The sequence below is a fragment of the Paracoccus sanguinis genome, from assembly GCF_012689545.1.
GTDB classification, from domain to species: domain Bacteria; phylum Pseudomonadota; class Alphaproteobacteria; order Rhodobacterales; family Rhodobacteraceae; genus Paracoccus; species Paracoccus panacisoli.
In genome coordinates, this window is the sequence record NZ_CP051542.1 from 2,026,967 (window position 1) to 2,046,775 (window position 19,809).

The 19,809-nt window shown below is 73.4% G+C and carries 17 protein-coding genes; 10 read left to right on the forward strand and 7 right to left on the reverse strand.

Features of this window, described 5'->3' with window-relative positions:
- Positions 1–102 precede the first annotated feature (102 nt).
- On the reverse strand, positions 103–3,549 hold the full coding sequence (locus HGN31_RS09725; protein WP_168783049.1) for a chromosome segregation SMC family protein: 3,447 nt from the start codon (positions 3,547–3,549) through the stop codon (positions 103–105).
- A 178-nt stretch (positions 3,550–3,727) separates the two neighbouring features.
- Here HGN31_RS09725 and HGN31_RS09730 point away from each other — a divergent pair, with 178 nt between their 5' ends.
- Both HGN31_RS09730 and HGN31_RS09735 read left to right on the forward strand, forming a co-directional pair.
- Positions 3,728–4,096, forward strand: coding sequence for a CidA/LrgA family protein (locus tag HGN31_RS09730; RefSeq protein ID WP_342355763.1), 369 nt, complete (start codon positions 3,728–3,730; stop codon positions 4,094–4,096).
- Positions 4,086–4,805 (forward strand): LrgB family protein, encoded by a 720-nt coding sequence (locus tag HGN31_RS09735; protein WP_036712591.1) that lies wholly within the window; start codon positions 4,086–4,088, stop codon positions 4,803–4,805. The genes HGN31_RS09730 and HGN31_RS09735 overlap by 11 nt, the downstream gene beginning before the upstream one ends.
- Before the next feature lie 106 nt (positions 4,806–4,911).
- On the opposite strand, the gene HGN31_RS09740 is transcribed toward HGN31_RS09735, so the two are convergent.
- From HGN31_RS09740 to HGN31_RS09755, 4 genes are all read right to left on the reverse strand, one after another.
- Positions 4,912–5,238, reverse strand: coding sequence for a DUF6280 family protein (locus HGN31_RS09740; protein ID WP_036704285.1), 327 nt, complete (start codon positions 5,236–5,238; stop codon positions 4,912–4,914).
- A gap of 295 nt (positions 5,239–5,533) precedes the next feature.
- Positions 5,534–6,724 (reverse strand): DNA polymerase IV, encoded by a 1,191-nt coding sequence (gene dinB / locus HGN31_RS09745; protein WP_168783050.1) that lies wholly within the window; start codon positions 6,722–6,724, stop codon positions 5,534–5,536.
- Complete coding sequence (gene ygfZ, locus HGN31_RS09750) at positions 6,711–7,454, reverse strand: CAF17-like 4Fe-4S cluster assembly/insertion protein YgfZ (RefSeq protein ID WP_074826168.1); 744 nt, start codon at positions 7,452–7,454, stop codon at positions 6,711–6,713. The genes dinB and ygfZ overlap by 14 nt, the downstream gene beginning before the upstream one ends.
- Complete coding sequence (locus tag HGN31_RS09755) at positions 7,455–9,236, reverse strand: ABC transporter ATP-binding protein (protein ID WP_083388328.1); 1,782 nt, start codon at positions 9,234–9,236, stop codon at positions 7,455–7,457. It lies immediately after the preceding gene.
- Positions 9,237–9,443: 207 nt separating this feature from the next.
- Here HGN31_RS09755 and HGN31_RS09760 point away from each other — a divergent pair, with 207 nt between their 5' ends.
- The 3 genes from HGN31_RS09760 to HGN31_RS09770 are packed head-to-tail and all read left to right on the forward strand — an operon-like array spanning position 9,444 to position 13,332.
- Complete coding sequence (locus HGN31_RS09760; RefSeq protein WP_168783051.1) at positions 9,444–11,645, forward strand: primosomal protein N'; 2,202 nt, start codon at positions 9,444–9,446, stop codon at positions 11,643–11,645.
- Positions 11,646–11,698: 53 nt separating this feature from the next.
- Positions 11,699–12,466 carry a histidine phosphatase family protein gene (locus HGN31_RS09765; RefSeq protein ID WP_168783052.1) on the forward strand — a complete coding sequence of 256 codons (768 nt, stop codon included), beginning with the start codon at positions 11,699–11,701 and terminating at the stop codon, positions 12,464–12,466.
- Positions 12,463–13,332 carry an NAD(P)H-hydrate dehydratase gene (locus HGN31_RS09770; RefSeq protein ID WP_168783053.1) on the forward strand — a complete coding sequence of 290 codons (870 nt, stop codon included), beginning with the start codon at positions 12,463–12,465 and terminating at the stop codon, positions 13,330–13,332. The genes HGN31_RS09765 and HGN31_RS09770 overlap by 4 nt, the downstream gene beginning before the upstream one ends.
- Before the next feature lie 39 nt (positions 13,333–13,371).
- Here the strand turns inward: HGN31_RS09770 and HGN31_RS09775 are convergent, their stop codons facing one another.
- Positions 13,372–14,139, reverse strand: a complete 768-nt coding sequence (locus tag HGN31_RS09775; protein ID WP_168783054.1) for an N-formylglutamate amidohydrolase — start codon at positions 14,137–14,139, stop codon at positions 13,372–13,374.
- Between the two features lie 103 nt (positions 14,140–14,242).
- Here HGN31_RS09775 and pyk point away from each other — a divergent pair, with 103 nt between their 5' ends.
- The 4 genes from pyk to rplT all read left to right on the forward strand — a co-directional run bounded on the left by pyk (position 14,243) and on the right by rplT (position 16,695).
- Complete coding sequence (pyk, locus tag HGN31_RS09780; protein ID WP_168783055.1) at positions 14,243–15,691, forward strand: pyruvate kinase; 1,449 nt, start codon at positions 14,243–14,245, stop codon at positions 15,689–15,691.
- A 34-nt stretch (positions 15,692–15,725) separates the two neighbouring features.
- Positions 15,726–15,950, forward strand: a complete 225-nt coding sequence (locus HGN31_RS09785) for a hypothetical protein (RefSeq protein WP_036711554.1) — start codon at positions 15,726–15,728, stop codon at positions 15,948–15,950.
- Between the two features lie 169 nt (positions 15,951–16,119).
- Positions 16,120–16,320 (forward strand): 50S ribosomal protein L35, encoded by a 201-nt coding sequence (rpmI, locus tag HGN31_RS09790; RefSeq protein ID WP_036711551.1) that lies wholly within the window; start codon positions 16,120–16,122, stop codon positions 16,318–16,320.
- Positions 16,321–16,335: 15 nt separating this feature from the next.
- Complete coding sequence (rplT, locus tag HGN31_RS09795; protein ID WP_036711548.1) at positions 16,336–16,695, forward strand: 50S ribosomal protein L20; 360 nt, start codon at positions 16,336–16,338, stop codon at positions 16,693–16,695.
- 121 nt (positions 16,696–16,816) lie between these two features.
- On the opposite strand, the gene HGN31_RS09800 is transcribed toward rplT, so the two are convergent.
- Complete coding sequence (locus HGN31_RS09800) at positions 16,817–18,226, reverse strand: alanine/glycine:cation symporter family protein (RefSeq protein ID WP_244960961.1); 1,410 nt, start codon at positions 18,224–18,226, stop codon at positions 16,817–16,819.
- A 191-nt stretch (positions 18,227–18,417) separates the two neighbouring features.
- On the opposite strand from HGN31_RS09800, the gene HGN31_RS09805 reads away from it, so the two are divergent.
- The gene (locus HGN31_RS09805; RefSeq protein ID WP_168783056.1) at positions 18,418–19,776 is read left to right on the forward strand and encodes a cytochrome P450; all 1,359 of its coding nucleotides are present in this window, start codon (positions 18,418–18,420) and stop codon (positions 19,774–19,776) included.
- Positions 19,777–19,809: the final 33 nt, after the last annotated feature.

The window sequence follows — 19,809 nt, forward strand, 5'->3', positions numbered from 1 at the left end:
CGGGATGCCATTGCCGCGCGCCCCCCCTCGGGCCCCCCTCGGGCTGGACCCAAATATCCCCGCCGGAGGCTCCCCACGCTGCCACAAGCGCCACCGGCCGGGTCAGGCGACCAGCGCCTCGGCCCTGCGCAGGTCCACGCTGACGAGCTGGCTCACCCCCTGTTCCACCATCGTCACCCCGAACAGCCGGTCCATCCGGCTCATGGTGACGGCGTGGTGGGTGATGATCAGAAAGCGGGTGTCGGTGCGCCGGGTCATCTCGTCCAGCAGGTCGCAGAACCGGCCCACGTTGGCGTCGTCGAGCGGTGCGTCCACCTCGTCCAGCACGCAGATCGGGGCGGGGGCGGCAAGGAACACCGCGAAGATCAGCGCCAGCGCGGTCAGCGTCTGCTCGCCCCCCGACAGCAGGCTGAGGGTGGACAGCTTCTTGCCCGGCGGCTGAGCGAGGATCTCGAGCCCGGCCTCGAGCGGGTCGTCGGATTCGACCAGCACCAGCCGCGCCTCGCCGCCGCCGAAGAGATGGGTGAAGAGCGTGGCAAAGTTGGCGTTCACCGTGTCGAAGGCCGCCAGCAGCCGCGCCCGGCCCTCGCGGTTCAGCCCGCCGATGGCGGCGCGCAGCTTGTGGATAGCGGCGGTCAGGTCGTCCTTTTCCGCCGCCAGCGCCGCGCGCTCGGCCTCGAGCGCGCGCTTGTCCTCGTCGGCGCGCAGGTTGACGGGGCCGAGCCCGTCGCGGGCGGCGCGCAGCCGGGCGATCTCGGCCTCGAGCGCCGCGGCGGGGGGCAGGGCGGCGGTGTCGCCCAAAGCCTCGGCCAGCGCCTCAGGCGTGTCGCCGGTGTCCTCGGTGATCCGCGCGGTGGCCTGGGCGGCGGTCTCGCGTGCGGCCTCGACGCGGGCTTCGGCCACGGCGCGGGTCTCGCGCGCGTCCGAGGCGGCGCGCTCGGCGTCGCGCTCGGCGGTGGTGGCGGCGATCAGCGCGGCGTCGGCGTCGGCAAGCGCCGAACGGGCGCGGGAGACGCGGGCGGTGGCCAGCGCCACGCGCTCGGCCAGCTCGGCGCGGCGCGCGGTCAGACGGGCGGGCTGGGCCTCGGCCTCGGCCAGCTCGGCGGCCGAGGCGGTGCGGCGGGCGGCCAGTTCGGCGGCGCGGGTGCCGGCCTGCTCGAGCCGCAGGCGCCAATCCGAGTCCTCCTTGGCGATCTCCTGCAGGCGCTTCACTCGGGCCGCGCCCTCGCGCTTCAGCTCGTCCTGCGCGCCCCGGCGCGACAGGGTGGCGATGCGGGCGGCCTCGACCCCGGTGCGGGCGTGCTCGACCGCGGCGGCCGCCGCGGCGCGGTCGGGCAGGGCGGTCAGCGCGCGGGTGGCCTCGGCCAGCCGCTGGGCGGCGTCGGCGGCGTCGGCGCGGTGGCGCGCCAGCTCGGCCCGCGCGCCCTCGGCCCGGCCGAGGCCGAGCGAGAGGTCGGATTCGGCGCGGGTGGCGGCGCGGGCGGCCTCGGCCAGCGCCCGCTCGGCGGCGCGGGCGGCATCGCGGGCGGCGGTCTCGGCCGCGGCGGCGCTGCGGGCCGCGGTGCGGGCGTCCTCGTGCGCGGCGATGGCGGTGGTGGCGCGGGCGCGGGCGGCCTCGGCCTGCGCGCTGAGCGCCGAGAGGCGGTTCACCTGCTCGAGATGCAGCGCCGCGGCCGAGGCGGCCTCGCCCGCCGGCAGCGCCAGCCCGTCCCAGCGGATCAGGTCGCCGGCCGGCGTCACCAGCCGGTCGCCCGGCGCCAGCGCCGGTTGCAGCGCGGCGGCGGTGGCGGCGTCGGGGGCGAGGAAGATGCGGGTGAGCCGCCGGGCCAGCGCCGGCGGGGCGGTGACGTGCGGGGCCAAGGGCTGGGTGCCGGGCGGGGCGTCGGGGGGCGCGTCCGGGGGCAGGGCACGCCAGCCGGCGCCGCTGTCGGCCACCGGCAGGCGCAGATCGTCGCCAAGCGCGGCGCCGAGCGCCCGCTCATAGCCCGGCGCGACGGCGATCTGGTCGATGAGCGCCGCGCCGCCGCCGCGCCCGCGTTCGACCAGCCGGGCGAGGGCCGCGCGTTCGGCCTCGAGCGCGCCGGCCTCGCCCTCGGCGCTGGCGCGGACCGTGCGGGCGGTGGCCTCGGTCGCCTCGGCGGTGGCGCGGGCCGCCTCGGCCTCGGTCAGCCGCGCCTCGGCGGCGGCGGCGGCGGCGGTCGCCCCCTCCTGCGCGCGGCGGGCGGTGTCGAGCGCGGACTCGGCTGCGGCACAGGTCGCCTCGGCGCTGGCGAGGGTCGTCGCGGCCCCCTCCTCGGCGCGGGCGGCGCGGTCGCGCATGGCGGTCAGGTCGGCGGCCAGCCGCTCGGCCGACTGGTGGCGGGCGGCGAGCCGCGCCGATTCGTCGGTCAGCGCGCCGAGCCGGGCCTCAACCTCGGCCAGCGCCGCCGCCGCCTCGGCCGCCGCCGCCGCGGCCGCGGCCAGCCGGTCGTCGTGGCCGGCGTGGGCGCGGTCGAGTTCGGCCTTTTCCCACCCGAGTCGCGCCACCACCTCGCCCGCGTCGCGGTTCAGCGCCGCCTCGCGGTCGATGTCGCGGTCGAGCTGGGCGATGCGGGCGGTCAGCGTCTCGATGGCCGTGCGGGCGCGGGTCTCGGCCTCGTCCAGCGCCTCGGCCTCGGCGCTGGCGCGGGCGGCGATGGCGGCGGCGACCGAGTCCTCCTCGCGCAGCGGCGGCAGCGCGGCCTCGGCGCGCGTGCGGGCGTCGGCGGCGGCGCGGGCGGCGGCCTCGGCGGCCGAGGCCGCGCTGCGGGCGGCAGCCAACGCGGCGGCGGCGGCGGCGTGCGCGGCGGCGGCCTCGGACCAGCGCCGCCACAGCGCCGCGCCCTCGGCCGTGCGCAGGCTGGCGCCGATCTCGCGGTAGCGCGCGGCGGTGCGCGCCTGCCGGGCGAGCGCCGCCGCCTGGGTGGCGAGCTGGTCCAGCGTGTCGTCCACCCGGGAAAGGTTCTGCGCCGCCCCGTTCAGCTTCAGCTCGGCCTCGTGGCGGCGCTGGTAGAGCCCGCCGATGCCCGCCGCTTCCTCGAGGATCCGCCGCCGCGCGGTGGGGCGGGCGTTGATCAGCTCGGAAATCTGCCCCTGCCGCACCAGCGCCGGCGAGTGCGACCCGGTCGAGGCGTCCGCGAACAGCATCTGCACGTCGCGCGCCCGCACCTCGCGGCCGTTGATGCGGTAGGCGGACCCTGCCTCGCGGGTGATGCGGCGCGAGATGTCCAGCCCGTCGCTGTCGTTGAACCCGGCGGGGGCGAGGCGCTGGCGGTTGTCGATGCTCAGCGCCACCTCGGCCTGGCCGCGGGCCGGGCGGCGGGTGGTGCCGGCGAAGATCACGTCCTCCATCCCCGTGCCGCGCATGGCGGTGGGGCGGTTCTCGCCCATGACCCAGCGCAGCGCCTCGAGCAGGTTGGACTTGCCGCAGCCGTTCGGCCCGACGATGCCGGTCAGCCCCTCGCGGATGACCAGCTCGGTCGGGTCCACGAAGCTCTTGAAGCCGGTGAGGCGCAGGCGGTCGAAGCGCATCGGGGGTCCTGGGCGCGGGGCGGGATTCGTCCCGGCCAGTGTCGGGCGGGCGGGCCGGTGAGTCAACGGTGGGCGCAAGATGTAGGGGTTGGTGGGGATGTTATCCACAACCCGTCGCGGCTTTCCGGCAGGCGAAACGCCCTCGCGGCGCGGCTTTTCTTTCCGCATCAAGGGGCAGATGCTGGCGCGCATGGTTCCCGCGCTTGCCATCGTTCTCGGGTTCCAGCTTGTGGGCGAGGTGATCTCGCGCGGGCTGGGGCTGCCGCTGCCCGGCCCGGTGGTCGGGCTGGTCGGGCTGGTCGTCGCGTTCCGGCTGGTCCCGGGGCTCGCCGAGCGTCTGCGGGCGGTGATCACCGGGCTTCTGGGCCACCTGTCGCTGTTCTTCGTCCCCGCCGGGGTGGGCGTAATCGCCCATCTGCCGATCCTGCGCGAGCAGGGGCTGGCGCTCGGGGCGGCGATCGTCGGCTCGACGCTGCTGGCGCTGGCGGCGGGGGCCAGGGCCTTCGTCCTCGTCGCGCGGCTGACCGGAGAGACCGATGACGGCTGATCCGGCGCTGATCTGGGTCTATCTGACGCGCGAGCCGCTGCTGTGGCTGACCGCGACGCTGGCCGCCTATGCGGTGGGCGACGCCTGTTTCCGCCGCGCCGGGCGGGCGAGCTGGGCCAACCCGGTGCTGATCGCGGTGATCCTGCTGGGGGCGCTGCTGACGCTGACCGGCACCGACTACGGCACCTATTTCGAGGGTGCGCAGTTCGTGCATTTCATGCTCGGGCCGGCGACCGTGGCGCTGGCGCTGCCGATGTATGACAACCTGCCGCGGATGCGCCGCGCGGTGCTGCCGATTGCGGCGGGGCTGCTGGCGGGGTCGGGGGTGGCGGTCGTCTCGGCGCTGGTGATCGCGCACGCGCTCGGGACGACGCCGGACGTGCTCGCCTCGCTCGCGCCCAAGTCCACGACCGCGCCGGTCGCCATCGGCATCGCCGAGCGGCTGGGCGGGCAGCCGACGCTGGCCGCGGTGCTGGTGCTGTGCACCGGCATCTTCGGGGCGATGGTGGTGACGCCGTTCCTGAACCTGATCGGGGTGCGGGACTGGCGGGCGCGGGGGCTGGCCGTGGGCACCGCCGCGCACGGGATCGGCACGGCGCGGGCGTTTCAGGTCAACGCGACGGCGGGGGCATTCGCCGGGATCGGCATGGGGTTGAACGCGGTGCTGACCGCGATCCTCGCGCCGCTGGTGCTGCATCTCTTCCAGTGAGCCGCCGCCCGGTCGGGGGGCACGGGTCCGGGGCCAGCCTGCGGCCAAAATTAAAAGGACCGCCCGGACGGGCGGCCCTTGGCAACTGTCAGGTCTGACGGAGGGCTCAGGCGGCCTCGGCCTCTTCGGCCTCGGCGGCCATGCGACGCTCGCTTTCCTCGCGCGACAGTGCGACCGAGGTGCGCACGCCCTTGCTGACGAACTCGACGAGGCCCTTGACCACCCGCTCGTTGGGGTCGATCCCGGCGCAGCTCAGCACCTCGCGCCCGTCGCGCGAGCGGGCCCAGCGGGCGATCTGCTCGGCGCCGTTGCCGTATTTCTTGTCATCCGCGATCGCGTCGTCGAGCGCCGCGAGCACCACGGCCGCGAACAGCTTGCGGGCGCGCTGGCCCTGTTCAAAATTGAATGCCGAACCGTCAACGAAATCACGCATGAAGTCTTCCCGTCCTGAGCCGCAGCGAAACCGCGGCCGGGTCGCCGGACCCTTGTCTTTGCCCTGAATGGGTGTCGCAGAGCTTTAGCGCTCACAGGCACCGATTCGTTATCCCCTTGGCCGCAAGTCCGCCATGCAGCACCTGCAAGCCCGTCCAATTCCCATGAAATGCCACGAATCAGTCAGTTCCATGACGCCGCTGCAAACCGGCATTGCGGTTGACAACTCGGCAACTGGCATTTGGTTGCTGCGTCGCGGCGCTTCAACCCCCGAGCCGGGGGGTCGTCGGCAGGACTCAGCCGAAGAGATCGAGTTGCGCCGCGCCGCCCGCCGTCTCGTCAGGCCCCACTGGTCCCAGCGCTGACAGGGTGATTCCCAAAAGCCGCACCCCGCGCGGATCGGGCAGCACCTGCGGCAGAAGCGCCGTGGCGTGGGACAGAAGCTCGGCCTCGGCCGAGACGGGGCGGGGCAGGCTGTGGGCGCGGGTGACGATGCGGAAGTCGGTGTATTTCGCCTTGAGCGTCACCGTCCGCCCGCTCATCCCCCGCGCCGCCGCGTGGCCCCAGACCTTGGCGGCCAGCGGCGCGAGCGCCGCGGCGGCGGCCTGAAGGTCGAAGATGTCGGCCGAAAAGGTGTTCTCGGCCCCGATCGACTTGCGCACGCGGTCCGGGCGCACCGGGCGGTGGTCGATGCCGCGGGCGATGTCGAAGTAATACGGACCGGCCTTGCCGAAGGTCGCGGCGAGGAACTCGCGGCTCTGGCGGAACAGGTCGTCGCCGGTGCGGATGCCGTGGCGTTCCATCCGCGCGGCGGTGGCGGGGCCGACGCCGTGGAAGCGGGCGACGGGCAGGGTGCGGACATAGGCCGGGCCGGCCTCGGGAGGGATCACGAACAGCCCGTCGGGCTTGCGCTGGTCCGAGGCGAGCTTGGCCAGGAACTTGTTGTAGCTGACCCCGGCCGAGGCGGTCAGCCCGGTCTCGGCGCGGATGAGCGCCCGGATCTCGCGGGCGATGGCGGTGGCGGTGCGGCCGTCGAGGTGGTCGGTGACGTCGAGATAGGCCTCGTCGAGCGAGAGCGGCTCGATCAGCGGGGTGAAGCGGGCGAAGATGTCGCGGATCTGGGCCGAGACGGCCTTGTAGACCTCGAACCGCGGCTTGACGAAGACGAGGTCGGGGCAGAGCCGGGCGGCGCGGACCGAGGGCATGGCCGAGCGCACGCCGTAGGGCCGCGCCTCATAGCTCGCCGCCGCCACCACGCCGCGCAGGGACGAGCCGCCCACCGCCACCGGGCGGGCGCGCAGCGCCGGGTCGTCGCGCTGCTCAACCGAGGCGTAGAAGGCGTCCATGTCGATGTGGAGGATGCGGCGGACCGGGGCCGGGTCGCCCGGCGTGGCGGTCGCACCCGAGGGGTCGGCTCGCCGGTCCCCCGCGGGACAGTCGGACCCGCCCGAGGGGGGCGGGGTGTCCGTGGGGTCAGGGGGTGGCATCGTCGGGGGTGAGGCGGGCGGTCCCGGCGGTGAGCGTGCTGCCCGCCGGGGCGCGGTCGAAGCGCAGGTGGGCCAGCGCGTGGGTGCCCGCGACGGTGCCGAGCGTACCGGCCTCGCGCCCGTCCTCGGTCAAGATCGGGGTGCCGGGGGCGGCCTCGCCCTCGATCCGCACGCGGGCGAGGCCCTTTCGCAGCTCGGTCTTGTGCTTCATCCGCGCCGTGACCTCCTGCCCGACATAGCAGCCCTTGCGGAAATCGACGCCCTGCAGACGCTCGAACCCCGCCTCGAGCGGGTAGTTCTCGTTCGGGACCAACTCGACCAGCGACTCGGGGACGAGATGGGCGACGCGCAGGGCGTCCCAGTCGGTCGCATCCTCGTCGCCGGGGGCGTCGGCATAGAGCCGCCAGCCGAGCGCGGGGTGGCGTGGGTCGGCGATGGCGCCCTCGGGTGCCGGGCCGGTGCCGCGGGTGACGGTGAGCGGGGTCGTGGCGATCTCGACCTGGCTGCGCAGCTTGTACATCGAGAGCCGCCGCAGCAGGTCGTCGGCCAGCCGCGCATCCACGTCGATCAGCAGCGACGCGCCGTCCGGGACGATGAAGAAATCCGCCAGATACTTGCCCTGCGGGGTCAGCAGCGCCGCCCACACCGGCGCGCGACGCACGTCGTTGGTGACGAGGCCCTGCAGGAAATGCTCGCGATCCGGGCCGGTCACGCGCAGGATGGTTCGCATTCAGTCGCCCCCGAATTGCAGCCGCACCAGCGCCGCATAGGCGCCGTTCGCCGCCATAAGCTGGTCATGCGTGCCCTGTTCGACAACCCGCCCGGCGTCGAGCACCACGATCTTGTCGGCCGCCCGGATGGTCGAGAGCCGGTGCGCGATCACCAGCGTCGTGCGCCCCGCCGACAGCTGGTCGAGCGCCTGCTGCACCAGCCGCTCGGACGCGGCATCGAGGGCGCTTGTCGCCTCGTCCAGCAGCAGCACCGGGGCGTCGCGCAGGAGCGCCCGGGCGATGGCGATGCGCTGGCGCTGGCCACCCGACAGGGCCGAGCCGCGCGGCCCGGCGGGGGTGTCGAGCCCGAGCGGCAGGTCGTCGGCGAAATCCGCGACATGGGCGGCGGTGACGGCGGCGCGCAGCCGCGCCGCGGGGACGTCGTGGCCGAGCACGATGTTCTCGCGCAGCGTCTCGTCAAAGAGCGCCGCGTCCTGGCTGACGGTCGAGAACTGGTCGCGCAGCGTGCTGAGGTCGAACTCGGCCACCGGCACGCCGCCCAGTGTGACGCTGCCCGCCGAGGGGTCGACCATCCGGGTGAGCAGGTTGAACACGGTGGACTTGCCCGCCCCCGACGGCCCGACCAGCGCCGTGGTCTGCCCGGCCTCGGCGGTGAAGCTGAGGCCGCGCAGCACCGGATGGCCGGAATAGGCGAGCTGCACGTCCGCAAGCCGGATGGTGGTGTCCTCGGGCGGGGCCGTGCGGGGGCCCGAGAAGATCGTGGGCCGGGTGTCGAAGATCGCGTAGATCCGCTCGAGCGAGGTCGCCGCCGTCTGCCAGCCGCCCGCCAGCCCGCCCAGCCGCCGCAGGGGCTGGAAGGCGAGCGAGAGCGCGGTGAAGAACGACATGAACTCGCCCACCGTGCGCTCGCCGCTCGTGACCTGCGCGCCGCCAAGGGCGAGGACGCCGACGAAGCCGAGGCCCGTCACCACGTCGATCAGCGCCGGGATGGTGGCGCTGACGGCGCTCATCTTGGTTTCCGAGCGCTGGATGTCGGCCACGATGCCGGCGAAGCGCTCGGTCTGATAACGCTCCATCCGGTTCAGCCGCACCGCGCCGATGCCGTGCAGCACCTCGTCGAGGCGCGTGGCGCGGGCCGAGGCCGCGACCCGGTTGGCGCGCATCTTGCGGCGGATGTAGCGCTGCACCCAGGCCGTGGGCAGGATCAGCAGCGGCGCGCCGACCAGCGCCGCCAGCGTCCACCACGGGTCGGTCGCCACCGCCACCGCGAACAGCGCGATCAGCGAGACGGCGTCGCGCCCCGCGCCGGTGATGAAGGTGGTCCAGATCGAGCGGATGGCGAGCGTGTCGCCCTGGATGCGCTCGATCAGCGCGCCGGGCGGGTTCGACTGGAAGAAGCTGCCGTCGAGGGTGAGGATGTGGCTGAGCAGGTCGGTCTGCATCCGGCTGGCCACGCCCTGCTGGACCGAAGTCAGGATGGCGCGGGTCGAGACATAGGTGATGGCGCGGATCAGGAAGAGAGCGAAGATGATCCCGCCGACCCACCAGATCGCCGCCGTCTCGCGCCCCACGAACACCCGGTCGAACAGCGGCTTGAGCATCCAGCTGAGCACCGCGAGCGTCGAGCCCTCAATGACCATCAGCAGCGTGGCCAGCGTCATGCGCGGCCAGTAGGGGCGCAGGTAGTCCCGCCACAGCCGGCCGAACAGGCCGGGCGTCCGCGGCGGGCGCGGCGGGCGGGTCGGCCCCGGGGGGACGCCGGTGGCGGGGGTGGCTGGCATCCGGGCTCCTGCAACTCGTCCGGGGATAGCGCGCGGGGCGCGGGCGCGGCAAGGGTGGGGTGGCCGTGCGGGGTGAGGGCGGTAGGGCCGGGCGGCCGTGGAGGACGGGGTGCCGGACGGGGGGACGCGTGCCCGAGACGCCCGGCGCCGCGCGACCCGACCCACCCGCCGGTTGACGGCCCGTCGCCTGCGCGCCACATCGCCGCCATGACCGACCGCTTTCCCATGGGCGCCCGCATCGGGGTGCAGACGACCGAGCCGGTCGGGCTGCTCGACTATCTCGCCCCCGAGGGCGGCGTCAGCGTGGGCGAACTGGTGGTGGTGCCGCTGGGGCCGCGGCGGGTGATGGGCGTGGTCCGCGGGCCGGGGGCGGGCGATTTCGACGCCGCGCGCCTGCGGCCCGTCCAGCGCCGCATCGACGCGGCGCCGCTGGGGGCGGGGATGCTCGAGTTCCTCGACCGCGCCGCCGACTATACGCTGACCCCCCCGCCGGTGATGCTGCGGATGGCGCTGCGGGCGCCCGATCTCGACCGCCCGCCGGCCGAGCGGCGGGTGATCCACCGGGCCGGGCCGCCGCCCGTGCGGATGACCGACGCGCGCGCCGCCGTGCTGCGGGTGCTCGACGATCACGGGGGCGCAGGGTTCGCGCCGGCCGAGCTGGCGCAGCTTGCGGGCGTGGGGACGACGGTGGTGCGCGGCCTCGTCGCCGCGGGCACGCTGGTCGAGACGGCGGCCCCGGTGGACCTACCCTATCCGCGGCTCGACCCCGGGCTGCCGGGCAAGGCGCTCGACCCCGCGCAGACGGCGGCGGCCGAGGCGCTGCGCGCGGGCGTGCGCGGCGGGGCCTACGGCGCGACGCTGCTCAGGGGCGTGACCGGCTCGGGCAAGACCGAGGTCTATCTCGAGGCGGTGGCCGAGACGCTGCGCGCCGGGCGGCAGGCGCTGGTGCTGCTGCCGGAAATCGCGCTCTCGGCCGAGTTCCTCGACCGGGTCGAGGCGCGCTTCGGCGCGCGCCCGGGCGAGTGGCACTCGGGCATCACTCGCACCGAGCGCCGCCGGCTCTGGCACATGGCCGGGCGCGGCGAGGTCGGGCTGGTGGTGGGCGCCCGCTCGGCGCTGTTCCTGCCCTTCCGCGACCTCGGGCTGATCGTCGTCGATGAGGAACACGACAGCTCCTACAAGCAGGACGAGACGGTCTATTACAACGCCCGCGACATGGCGGTGCTGCGGGCCAGCATCGAGCAGGCGCAGGTGGTGCTGGCCTCGGCCACGCCTTCGGTCGAAAGCTGGGTCAACGCGGCCTCGGGGAAATACGCCCGGCTGGACCTGCGCGCGCGGTATGGCGAGGCGGAGCTGCCGCAGATGGCGGCGATCGACCTGCGCGCCGAAGAGATGCCTTCGGGCAGCTGGATCTCGCCCACGCTGGCCGCCGCGGTGGACCAGCGGATCGGGCGGGGCGAGCAGGCGCTGATGTTCCTCAACCGCCGCGGCTATGCGCCGATCACCACCTGCCGGGCCTGCGGCCACCAGGTCGGCTGCGACGACTGCGACGCGCGGATGGTCGAGCACCGCTTCCAGAAGCGCCTCATCTGCCACCAGTGCGGGGCGACGAAGCCGGTGCCCACCGCCTGCCCGGCCTGCGGGGTCGAGGGGCGGATGGCCGCCGTCGGCCCCGGCGTCGAGCGGCTGGCCGAGGAGGTCGCGGCGCGCTTTCCCGGCGCCCGGGCCGAGGTGCTGTCCTCGGACCTCTTCACCTCGGCCCGCGCGGTGAAGGAGAGCATCGCCCGGATCAGCGGCGGCGGCGCCGACATCATCATCGGCACCCAGATCGTCGCCAAGGGCCACAACTTCCCGCTGCTGACGCTGGTGGGCGTGATCGACGCCGACCTCGGGCTGCAGGGCGCGGACCTGCGGGCGGCGGAGCGTTCGTTCCAGCTCATGCGGCAGGTGGCGGGGCGGGCGGGGCGCTTCGGCGGCGGCGGCGAGCGGCCGGGGCTGGCCTTGCTGCAGACCCACCAGCCCGAGCATCCGGTGATCCGCGCCATCCTGTCGGGCGAGGACGAGGCCTTCTGGGACGCCGAGGCCGCCGCCCGTCGCGCCGCCCAGATGCCGCCCTTCAGCCGGCTGGCCGGGATCATCCTGTCCCACCCCGACCAGCCGGTGGTCGAGGCCTATGCCGCCGAACTCGCCCGCCGCGCCGCGCCGCTGCGCGAGATCGGGGCCGAGCTCTTCGGCCCGGCGCCCGCGCCCATCGCCCGGGTCCGGGCGCGCTACCGTGTACGGATGCTGATCCGCGCGCCCCGGCAGGCGCCGATCCAGGCCGCCATCGCCGGGTGGCTGGCGGCGGCGCCGAAGGCACCTTCGAACCTGCGGCTGGCGGTGGACATCGATCCGCAGAGCTTTCTCTGAAACCGCCGGACGCGGTGGGGCATTGGCTTGCCGAGACAGGCGAGGAGCGCCCCATGACCCCCAGATGGCCCGAGCGGCTGTGGATCGTCCGCCACGGCGAAAGCGCCGGCAACGTCGCCCGCGACCTCGCCTATCAGCAGGGGCTGGCGCGGATCGACCTGACCGGGCGCGACGTGGACGTGCCGCTGTCGGCGCTGGGCGAGCAGCAGGCCCGGGCCCTCGGCCACTGGTTCGCCGAGGGGCGCGAGGAGGGGCGGCCGAACGTCGTCCTGTCGTCGCCCTACCAGCGCGCGCAGGCGACCGCGCGGCTGTTCCGCGAGGCGGGCGGGTGCCCCGCCGATACCCGCATCCACCTTGACGAGCGGCTGCGGGAGAAGGAGTTCGGGATCCTCGACGGACTGACCGGCAAGGGCATCCGCGCCGAGTATCCCCGCCAGGCCGAGCTGCGCGCCAGCCTCGGCAAGTTCTACCACCGCCCGCCGGGGGGCGAGAGCTGGTGCGACGTGATCTTCCGGCTGCGGGCGCTGATGGACACGGTGGGCCTGCACCACGGCGGCTGCCGGGTGATGATCGTGGCCCATCAGGTCGTCGTCCTGTGCCTGCGCTACATCATCGAGGGGCTGACCGAGGATGAGATCCTCGCCATCGACCGCGAGAACGACGTCGCCAACTGCTCGATCACCGAATACCGCTGGCTGGCGGGCGCCGAGGGCAGCGACGGCGGGATGGAGCTGGTGCGCTACAACGTCACCGCGCCGATGGAGGCCGAAGACACGCCGGTCACGCGCGAGCCCGACCCGATCGTGGGATCACGGGGATGACCGCGGCGGTGCTCGATTCGGCGTGGCTGCGGCGGCACCCCCTGCCGGTTCATCCCGAGGGCACCGACAAGAACTCGCGCGGGCGGGTGATGCTGGTCGGCGGGTCGCTGACGGTGCCGGGCGGACTGGTGCTGACCGCGACCGCGGCCTTCCGGGCCGGTGCCGGCAAGGTGCAGATCGCGCTGCCGGAACCGCTGGCGATCCCGACCGGCATGGCGATGCCGGAAAGCGGGATGTTCCCGCTGCCGGTGTCGGACGCGGGCGAGATCGCCGGGCTGGGCGGTCTGGCCGAGCGGGCGGTCGCCTGCGGCTGCCTGGCCATCGGGCCGGCGATGGGCGGGACCGAGGCCGCCGAGGCGGTGCTGGACGGGCTGCTGCCGAAGGCCGAGGGGCCGGTGATCCTCGACGCCGCCGCGGTTGCCGCGGCGCGGGACCGCCACGACATGGTGGCGGCGCTGCCGGGCGGGGCGATCCTGACCCCGCACGCGGGCGAGATGGCGCAGCTGACCGGGCTCGACTGCGACGAGATCGAGGCGCGGCGCGAGGCGGTGGCGGTCGAGTATGCCGGGCGGCTGGATGCGGTGCTGCTGGTCAAGGGATCGACGACGCTGATCGCCAGCCCCGGCGGCGAGCTCGCCATCTATGGCGGCGGCGGCGTGGGGCTCGCGACAGGCGGCTCGGGCGACGTGCTGACGGGGATCATCGCCGGGCTGACCGCCCGCGGCCTGCCCGCGTGGGAGGCCGCCTGCTGGGGCGTCTGGCTGCATGGCGAGGCCGGGCGCCGGCTGGCCGAGCGGATGGGGCCGATGGGGTTCCTGGCGCGCGAGCTGCCGGGCGAGATCCCGGCGCTGATGCGCGGGGTGTGATCGGGCGGTCGGGCGGCGGCGGGGTCCGGGGAATCCGGGCTAGAGCCCGGCGTCGGCCAGCACCCGCTCGAGCACCGGGGCGAGGCGGTCGGCCCAGAGCTGCTGGCCCGCCGCGTCGCGGATCAGGTCGTTCCGCACCTCGATCAGCACGTTTGGCCGCCCCTGCGCCAGCGCGTGCCGGTCGATGGAATCGCCGTCGAGGTGGCCGCTGTAGGGCTGGTTGTCGCCAGTCACCCACCCCTGCGCCCGGCAGGCCCGCACCATCGCCGGGCCCAGACGCTCGTCGCGGTGGGAATAGAGGATGCCGACCGCCCAGGGCCGCGGTGGCCGGCCGGCGAGCTGGGGGGTGAAGCTGTGGACCGCGCAGATCGCCCGCGCCGGGTGCGCCGCGGCCAGCCCCGCCAGCGTGTCGTGGTAGGGTCGGTAGAGCCGGGCCAGCCGACGGTTGCGCTCGGCCGCGTCCGCGCCGCGGTTGGCGGGGATCACCGTGCCGTCATAGAGGCGCATGAGCAGCGTCGGGTCGTCCTCGCCGCGGTTCGGGTCGATGACGAGGCGCGAGAAGTCCGACCACACCACCGGCGCGTCGAGCCTTTGCCCGAGCGCCCGCGCCACCCCCAGCGCGCCCACGTCCCAGGCGATGTGGCGGGCCATGTCCTCGGCCGCGATCCCCAGGTCGCCGCCGTTCACCCAGTCGGGCACCCGGTTGGTCGCGTGGTCGCAGGTGACGAGCCAGCGCGACGGGCGGTCCGCGCCTTCGACGTGGACGGGGGGATAGGGGTCGGGGTCGGTCGGCGCGAGAGTGGGCATGGCGACGGGATATAGCCGCCGCGCCGGTTGATCGCAAAGCCGGTTCCGGGTTAACGATAGCGCAAACATTTTGCCGGTGGACGGCGAAAACGATGAGGGCAGGATGAGACGGCACCGGAACGTGAAGATTGTGGCGACGCTTGGCCCGTCCTCCTCGGACATCGAGGTGATTCGGGCGCTGTTCGCCGCCGGGGCCGATGTCTTCCGCCTCAACATGAGCCATGGGACGCACGCCGAGCAGAAGGCGCGCTACGACGTGATCCGCGCCGTCGAGGCCGAGACGGGGCGCCCGATCGGGGTGCTCGCCGACCTGCAGGGGCCGAAGCTGCGGGTGGGCGTGTTCGCTGCCGGGGCGCATGAGCTTGAAGAGGGGGACAGCTTCCGCTTCGACCTCGACCCGACCGAGGGCGACGGGCGCCGGGTGCAATTGCCGCACCCCGAGATCTTCGCCGCGCTGCAACCCGGCGCGCGGCTGCTGGTGAACGACGGCAAGATCCGGCTGCGGGTGCAGGACTGCGGCCCCGATTTCGCCGACTGCGTGGTGACGGTCGGGGGCACGATCTCGAACCGCAAGGGGGTCAACGTGCCGGACGTGGTGCTGCCGCTGGCGGCGCTGTCCGAGAAGGACCGCGCCGATCTCGAGTTCGCGTGCGAACTGGGGGCGGACTGGCTGGCGCTGTCGTTCGTGCAGCGGCCCGAGGACGTGATCGAGGCGCGGGCGCTTGCCCGCGGCCGGGCGGCGATCCTGTCCAAGATCGAGAAGCCGGCGGCGGTCGATTGCTTCGCCGAGATCCTCAAGGTCTCGGACGGGATCATGGTCGCGCGCGGCGACCTGGGGGTGGAGCTGCCGGTCCACTCGGTCCCGCCGATCCAGAAGCGGCTGGTGCGGACCTGCCGGCAGGCGGCCAAGCCGGTGATCGTGGCCACCCAGATGCTCGAGTCGATGATCGAAAGCCCGATGCCGACGCGGGCCGAGGTCTCGGACGTGGCGACGGCGATCTATGAGGGCGCCGACGCGGTGATGCTGTCGGCCGAAAGCGCCGCCGGGCGCTATCCGGTCGAGGCGGTCTCGACGATGGACAACGTCGCGCGCTCGGTCGAGGACGACCCGACCTATCGCACCGTCATCGACAGCTCGCGCTCGACCGCGAACCGCGAGACGGTGGCCGACGCCATCGCGGTCGCCGCGCGCGAGATCGCCGAGACGACCGACATTGCGGCGATCTGCGCCTATACCCAGTCCTCGACCACGGTGCGGCTGGCCGCGCGCGAGCGGCCGCGGGTGCCGATCATCGCCATGTCGTCCGAGCTGCCGGTGCTCAGGCGGATGTGCCTGATCTGGGGGGCGCATTGCGTGCTGACGCCGGTGCTCGAGCGGTTCAAGCAGGCGGTGGTGAACGCCGTGGGCGCGGCGCGCAGCTTCGGCTTCGCCGATGCCACGCAGCGGATCATCGTCATGGCGGGTGTTCCGTTCAACACTGCGGGATCGACCAACATTCTGCGGGTTTCCTCGTGCGACGAGCTGTTGATTTCCCGCACCGACCCGGACTAAAGCGCGGGCGAAGAAAAGCAGCGCGGTGGCCTGAATGTCCGATATCCTGATCCTCACCGGCACCGCGCTGATGGCGGTTTCGCTTGTCCTTGCCCTTGCCGCGCTGGCGCGGACCGAGCCGCCGCGCGGCGCGGCCATCGCCTTCGTCTTCGGGGTGGCGGCGCTGTTTGCCGGGGCGTGGATCGACCCGACCCCGTTTCGGGTGCAGGACCTCGGCCTTGCCTGGCAGCGGCTGCTGGGCGGGCAGATCCGGCTCTGACCCCGCGCCGGGGCTGAGCGCCCCGAGGCCTGCGGCGACCCGTTTGCGGGTGGCCGTTTGGGGTTGCCATCGCCCCCCTGCCTCTGTATCAGGCGCGCTTCGACACCTCCCGTGCGGCCGGCCGATTGGCATTGCCGAGTCGCACGTTCACTCTGACAAGGAGACGAAAATGCCGAAGATGAAGACCAAATCGGCCGCCAAGAAGCGGTTCTCGATGACGGCCTCGGGCAAGGTCAAGGCCGGCCCCGCGGGCAAGCGCCACGGGATGATCAAGCGCTCGACGAAATTCATCCGCGAAGCGACGGGGACGATGATCCTGTCCGACGCGGACGCGAAGATCGTCAAGAAATACATGCCCTACGACCGCTGATCGAGGTAATAACAGATGTCCCGAGTCAAATCCGGCAAGGTCACCCACGCCCGCCACAAGAAGGTCCTTGACGCCGCTAAGGGCTATTACGGCAACCGCTCGCGCAACTTCCGCACCGCGACGCAGGCCGTCGACAAGGCCAACCAGTACGCCACCCGCGACCGCAAGGTCCGCAAGCGCAACTTCCGCGCCCTGTGGATCCAGCGCATCAACGCCGGCGTCCGCGCCATCGACGCCGAGTTCACCTATTCTCGCTTCATCGCCGCGCTGGCGAAGGCGGGGATCGAGGTGGACCGCAAGGTGCTGGCCGATCTGGCCGTCCACGAGCCCGAGGCGTTCGAGGCGATCGTCGCCCAGGCCAAAGCCGCGGCCTGAGCCGCAACGATCACCGAGATGATGAAAGGCCCGCCGGATCGGCGGACCTTTTGCTTTGTCGGGTTTGGGCCTCGCAGGACCGGGCGTCGCCGGGGTGTCGCCGCCCGGGGAAATCTGGCGCTCAGCGCCAGATCGTCTCGTCCACGCCGCGGCCGGCGAGGTCGGGGTGGGCGGCGATGTGGAACCGCGGCTCGCGCCCCATCCGGCGCTGGGCGGTGTAGTCGCGGGTCAGCTTCACCACCACGCCCGACAGCGCCACGATGGCCACGAGGTTGATCGTCGCCATCAGCCCCATCGAGGCATCGGCAAAGTTGAACACGGTGCCCACCGCCTGCAACGCGCCCCAGATCACCATGCCGAGCACCGCGACCCGCAGCACCAGGATCCCGAGGTCGCCGCCGCCGAGGAACACCACCGCGTTCTCGGCATAGGCATAGTTGCCGATGATCGAGGTGAAGGCGAAGAACAGGATCGCCACCGCGACGAAATAGAGCCCCCACTGGCCGAAGTGCTCGCCCAACGCGGCCTGCGTCAGGGCGACGCCGGTCAACTCGGCCGAGGGGATGGCGCCCGAGAGCAGGATCATCACCGCCGTCGCCGTGCAGACGAGGATGGTGTCGATGAAGACGCCCAGCGCCTGCACGAAGCCCTGCGCCGAGGGGTGGTGCGGGTCCGGCCGCGCCACCGCGGCGATGTTCGGGGCCGAGCCCATGCCGGCCTCGTTCGAGAAGAGCCCGCGCTTGACGCCGTTCAGCATCGCGGCGGCCAGGCTGCCGGCGACGCCGCCGACCACCGGCTCGAGCCCCAGCGCCTGCTTGACGATATGGGCGAGCACGCCCGGGACCAGCGGCAGGTGGGTGGCGAAGACCCAGATCGCGGCCAGCAGATAGGCGCCGGCCATGAACGGCACGATCAGCTCGGCCGCCCGCGCGATCTGCGGGATGCCGCCGAAGATGATCGCCGCCGTCACCGCGGCGAGCGCCACCCCGGTGACCCAGCGCGGCACGCCGAAGGTCACCCATGCCTCGGCGATCGAGTTCGCCTGCACCGCCTCGAACACCAGCCCGAAGGACAGGATCAGCGCGACCGAGAAGAGCGCCGCGAGCCAGCGCAGCCTGAGCCCGCGGGCGATGTAGAAGGCCGGGCCGCCGCGATACATCCCGTGCGGGCCGTGGACCTTGTAAAGCTGCGCTAGCGTCGATTCCGCATAGGCCGTGGCCATGCCGACAAGCGCCACCATCCACATCCAGAAGATCGCGCCCGGCCCGCCCAGCGTGATCGCCACCGCGACCCCGGCGATGTTTCCCGTGCCGACGCGGCTGGCGAGGCTGACCGACAGCGCCTGGAAGGGCGAGATGCCGTCCGGGTCGCGGTTGGTGCGGCCGAGGAGGCAGCGGAACATCTCGGGGAAGTGCACGAACTGGATAAAGCGCAGGCGGAGGGTGAAATACACGCCGACCGCGAGCAGACAGTAGATGAGGACGTAACCCCAGAAGATGTCGTTCATGAAATTGATGGCGGAGTCGATCATCGGGGTCCTCACGGCATGATGACCAACCTGTGACATGGCGCCGGGGGATGCAACGGGGCCCGGGGCGAAAGGGGCTTTGCCCCTCGCCGCGCGGGGCGCGGCTCACCCCAGGATATTTCTGCAGGAAGAAGCGGGGTGATGGAGGGGCCGCGGCGGCCGAACCGCGGCGGCCTCCGTTGCGTTCGGGGACCATGACCGGCGCTTCCCGCTCCACGACCGACCGCTATCCGGCGCGCGTGCCCTTGGCGCGCCGACCGCTCGGCATCCTCGGGTCGGCGATGACCGCGCGCCGCAATGTGCTCGAGCTGATCCCCGAGTTGGCGGTCCGGCAGCCGATGGTCTCGGGCACGCTCGGCATCCGCTGGCACATGGTGATGGACCCCGACGCGCTGCGCCGGGTGCTCAAGGACCGGGTCGAGGACTATCCCAAGTCCACCGTGACGCGGCTGATCCTCGAGCCCGCCATCGGTGACAGCCTGTTCATCGCCGAGGGCGCCCAGTGGCGCTGGCAGCGGCTGGCTGCCGCCCCCGCCTTTGCCGCCCGCCATGTCGAGGCGCTGGGGCCGGTGATGACCGCCGCGGCCGAGGCCTCGGCGGCGCGCATCGCCGCGGCCTCCCAGCCCTTCGACGCCTTTGCCGAGATGGTCGCCGCCACCTTCGACGTCATCAGCGACGTGACCTTTTCCGGCGACGAGGGCTTCGACCGCGACGCCGTGCACCACGCCATCGAGCGCTACATCGCCTCGACCGCGCGGGTCTCTCTGCTGGATGTGATGGGCGCGGCGCCCTGGGTGCCGCGGCCGGGGCGGCTGTTTGCCGGCGGCGCGCTGCGGCGGACCAAGAAGCTCGCCGACCGGGCGATTGCCGAGCGCGCCCGGCGCGGGCCGCGGCTGCCGCCGGACCTGCTCGACCTGCTGCGCGCGGGGGTGGACCCCGAGACGGGACGGCGGATGAACCCGTCCGAGCTGCGCGACAACCTGCTGACCTTCATCGTCGCCGGGCACGAGACGACCGCCCTGACGCTGGCCTGGGCGCTCTATCTCTGCGCCTTCGACCCGGAGGTGCAGGACCGCGCGGCGGCCGAAGTGTCCGGGCTGGACCGGGTGACGGCCGCCGACCTGCCGCGGCTACCCTATGTCCAGCAGATCGTGCAGGAATCCCTGCGCCTCTATCCGCCGGCGGCGTTCCTGTCGCGCACCGCGCGGGTGGCCGACACGCTGGGCGGGCGCGAGGTGCGGCCGGGCGACACGGTGATGCTGCCGATCTATGCGCTGCACCGCCACCGGCTGCTCTGGGACGACCCCGACGCCTTCGACCCCGACCGCTTCGCGCCGGGGGTCGAGCGTGACCGCTTCGCCTTCCTGCCCTTCGGCGGCGGCCCGCGCATCTGCATCGGCGCCAATTTCGCGCTGCAGGAGGCGGCGATCATCCTCGCCACGCTGTTCGCGCGGTTCCGGTTCGACCTCGTCCCCGGCCTTGCGCCGGTGCCGCGGATGATCCTCACCCTGCGCCCGCACGGCGGGGTCTGGCTGCGCGCCACGCCGCGCTGACGGTTGCGGCCGACCCGGTGCAGCGCCTATCTG

Coding starts and splice junctions, on each gene's coding strand:
- HGN31_RS09785 (WP_036711554.1), top strand. CDS start 15,726: ATGTCCGATATCCTGATCCTCACCGGCACCGCGCTGATGGCGGTTTCG.
- HGN31_RS09725 (WP_168783049.1), bottom strand. CDS start 3,549: ATGCGCTTCGACCGCCTGCGCCTCACCGGCTTCAAGAGCTTCGTGGAC.
- HGN31_RS09775 (WP_168783054.1), bottom strand. CDS start 14,139: ATGCCCACTCTCGCGCCGACCGACCCCGACCCCTATCCCCCCGTCCAC.
- rplT (WP_036711548.1), top strand. CDS start 16,336: ATGTCCCGAGTCAAATCCGGCAAGGTCACCCACGCCCGCCACAAGAAG.
- pyk (WP_168783055.1), top strand. CDS start 14,243: ATGAGACGGCACCGGAACGTGAAGATTGTGGCGACGCTTGGCCCGTCC.
- HGN31_RS09800 (WP_244960961.1), bottom strand. CDS start 18,226: ATGATCGACTCCGCCATCAATTTCATGAACGACATCTTCTGGGGTTAC.
- HGN31_RS09760 (WP_168783051.1), top strand. CDS start 9,444: ATGACCGACCGCTTTCCCATGGGCGCCCGCATCGGGGTGCAGACGACC.
- HGN31_RS09755 (WP_083388328.1), bottom strand. CDS start 9,236: ATGCCAGCCACCCCCGCCACCGGCGTCCCCCCGGGGCCGACCCGCCCG.
- HGN31_RS09770 (WP_168783053.1), top strand. CDS start 12,463: ATGACCGCGGCGGTGCTCGATTCGGCGTGGCTGCGGCGGCACCCCCTG.
- HGN31_RS09735 (WP_036712591.1), top strand. CDS start 4,086: ATGACGGCTGATCCGGCGCTGATCTGGGTCTATCTGACGCGCGAGCCG.
- ygfZ (WP_074826168.1), bottom strand. CDS start 7,454: ATGCGAACCATCCTGCGCGTGACCGGCCCGGATCGCGAGCATTTCCTG.
- HGN31_RS09805 (WP_168783056.1), top strand. CDS start 18,418: ATGACCGGCGCTTCCCGCTCCACGACCGACCGCTATCCGGCGCGCGTG.
- HGN31_RS09765 (WP_168783052.1), top strand. CDS start 11,699: ATGACCCCCAGATGGCCCGAGCGGCTGTGGATCGTCCGCCACGGCGAA.
- dinB (WP_168783050.1), bottom strand. CDS start 6,724: ATGCCACCCCCTGACCCCACGGACACCCCGCCCCCCTCGGGCGGGTCC.
- HGN31_RS09740 (WP_036704285.1), bottom strand. CDS start 5,238: ATGCGTGATTTCGTTGACGGTTCGGCATTCAATTTTGAACAGGGCCAG.
- HGN31_RS09730 (WP_342355763.1), top strand. CDS start 3,728: ATGCTGGCGCGCATGGTTCCCGCGCTTGCCATCGTTCTCGGGTTCCAG.
- rpmI (WP_036711551.1), top strand. CDS start 16,120: ATGCCGAAGATGAAGACCAAATCGGCCGCCAAGAAGCGGTTCTCGATG.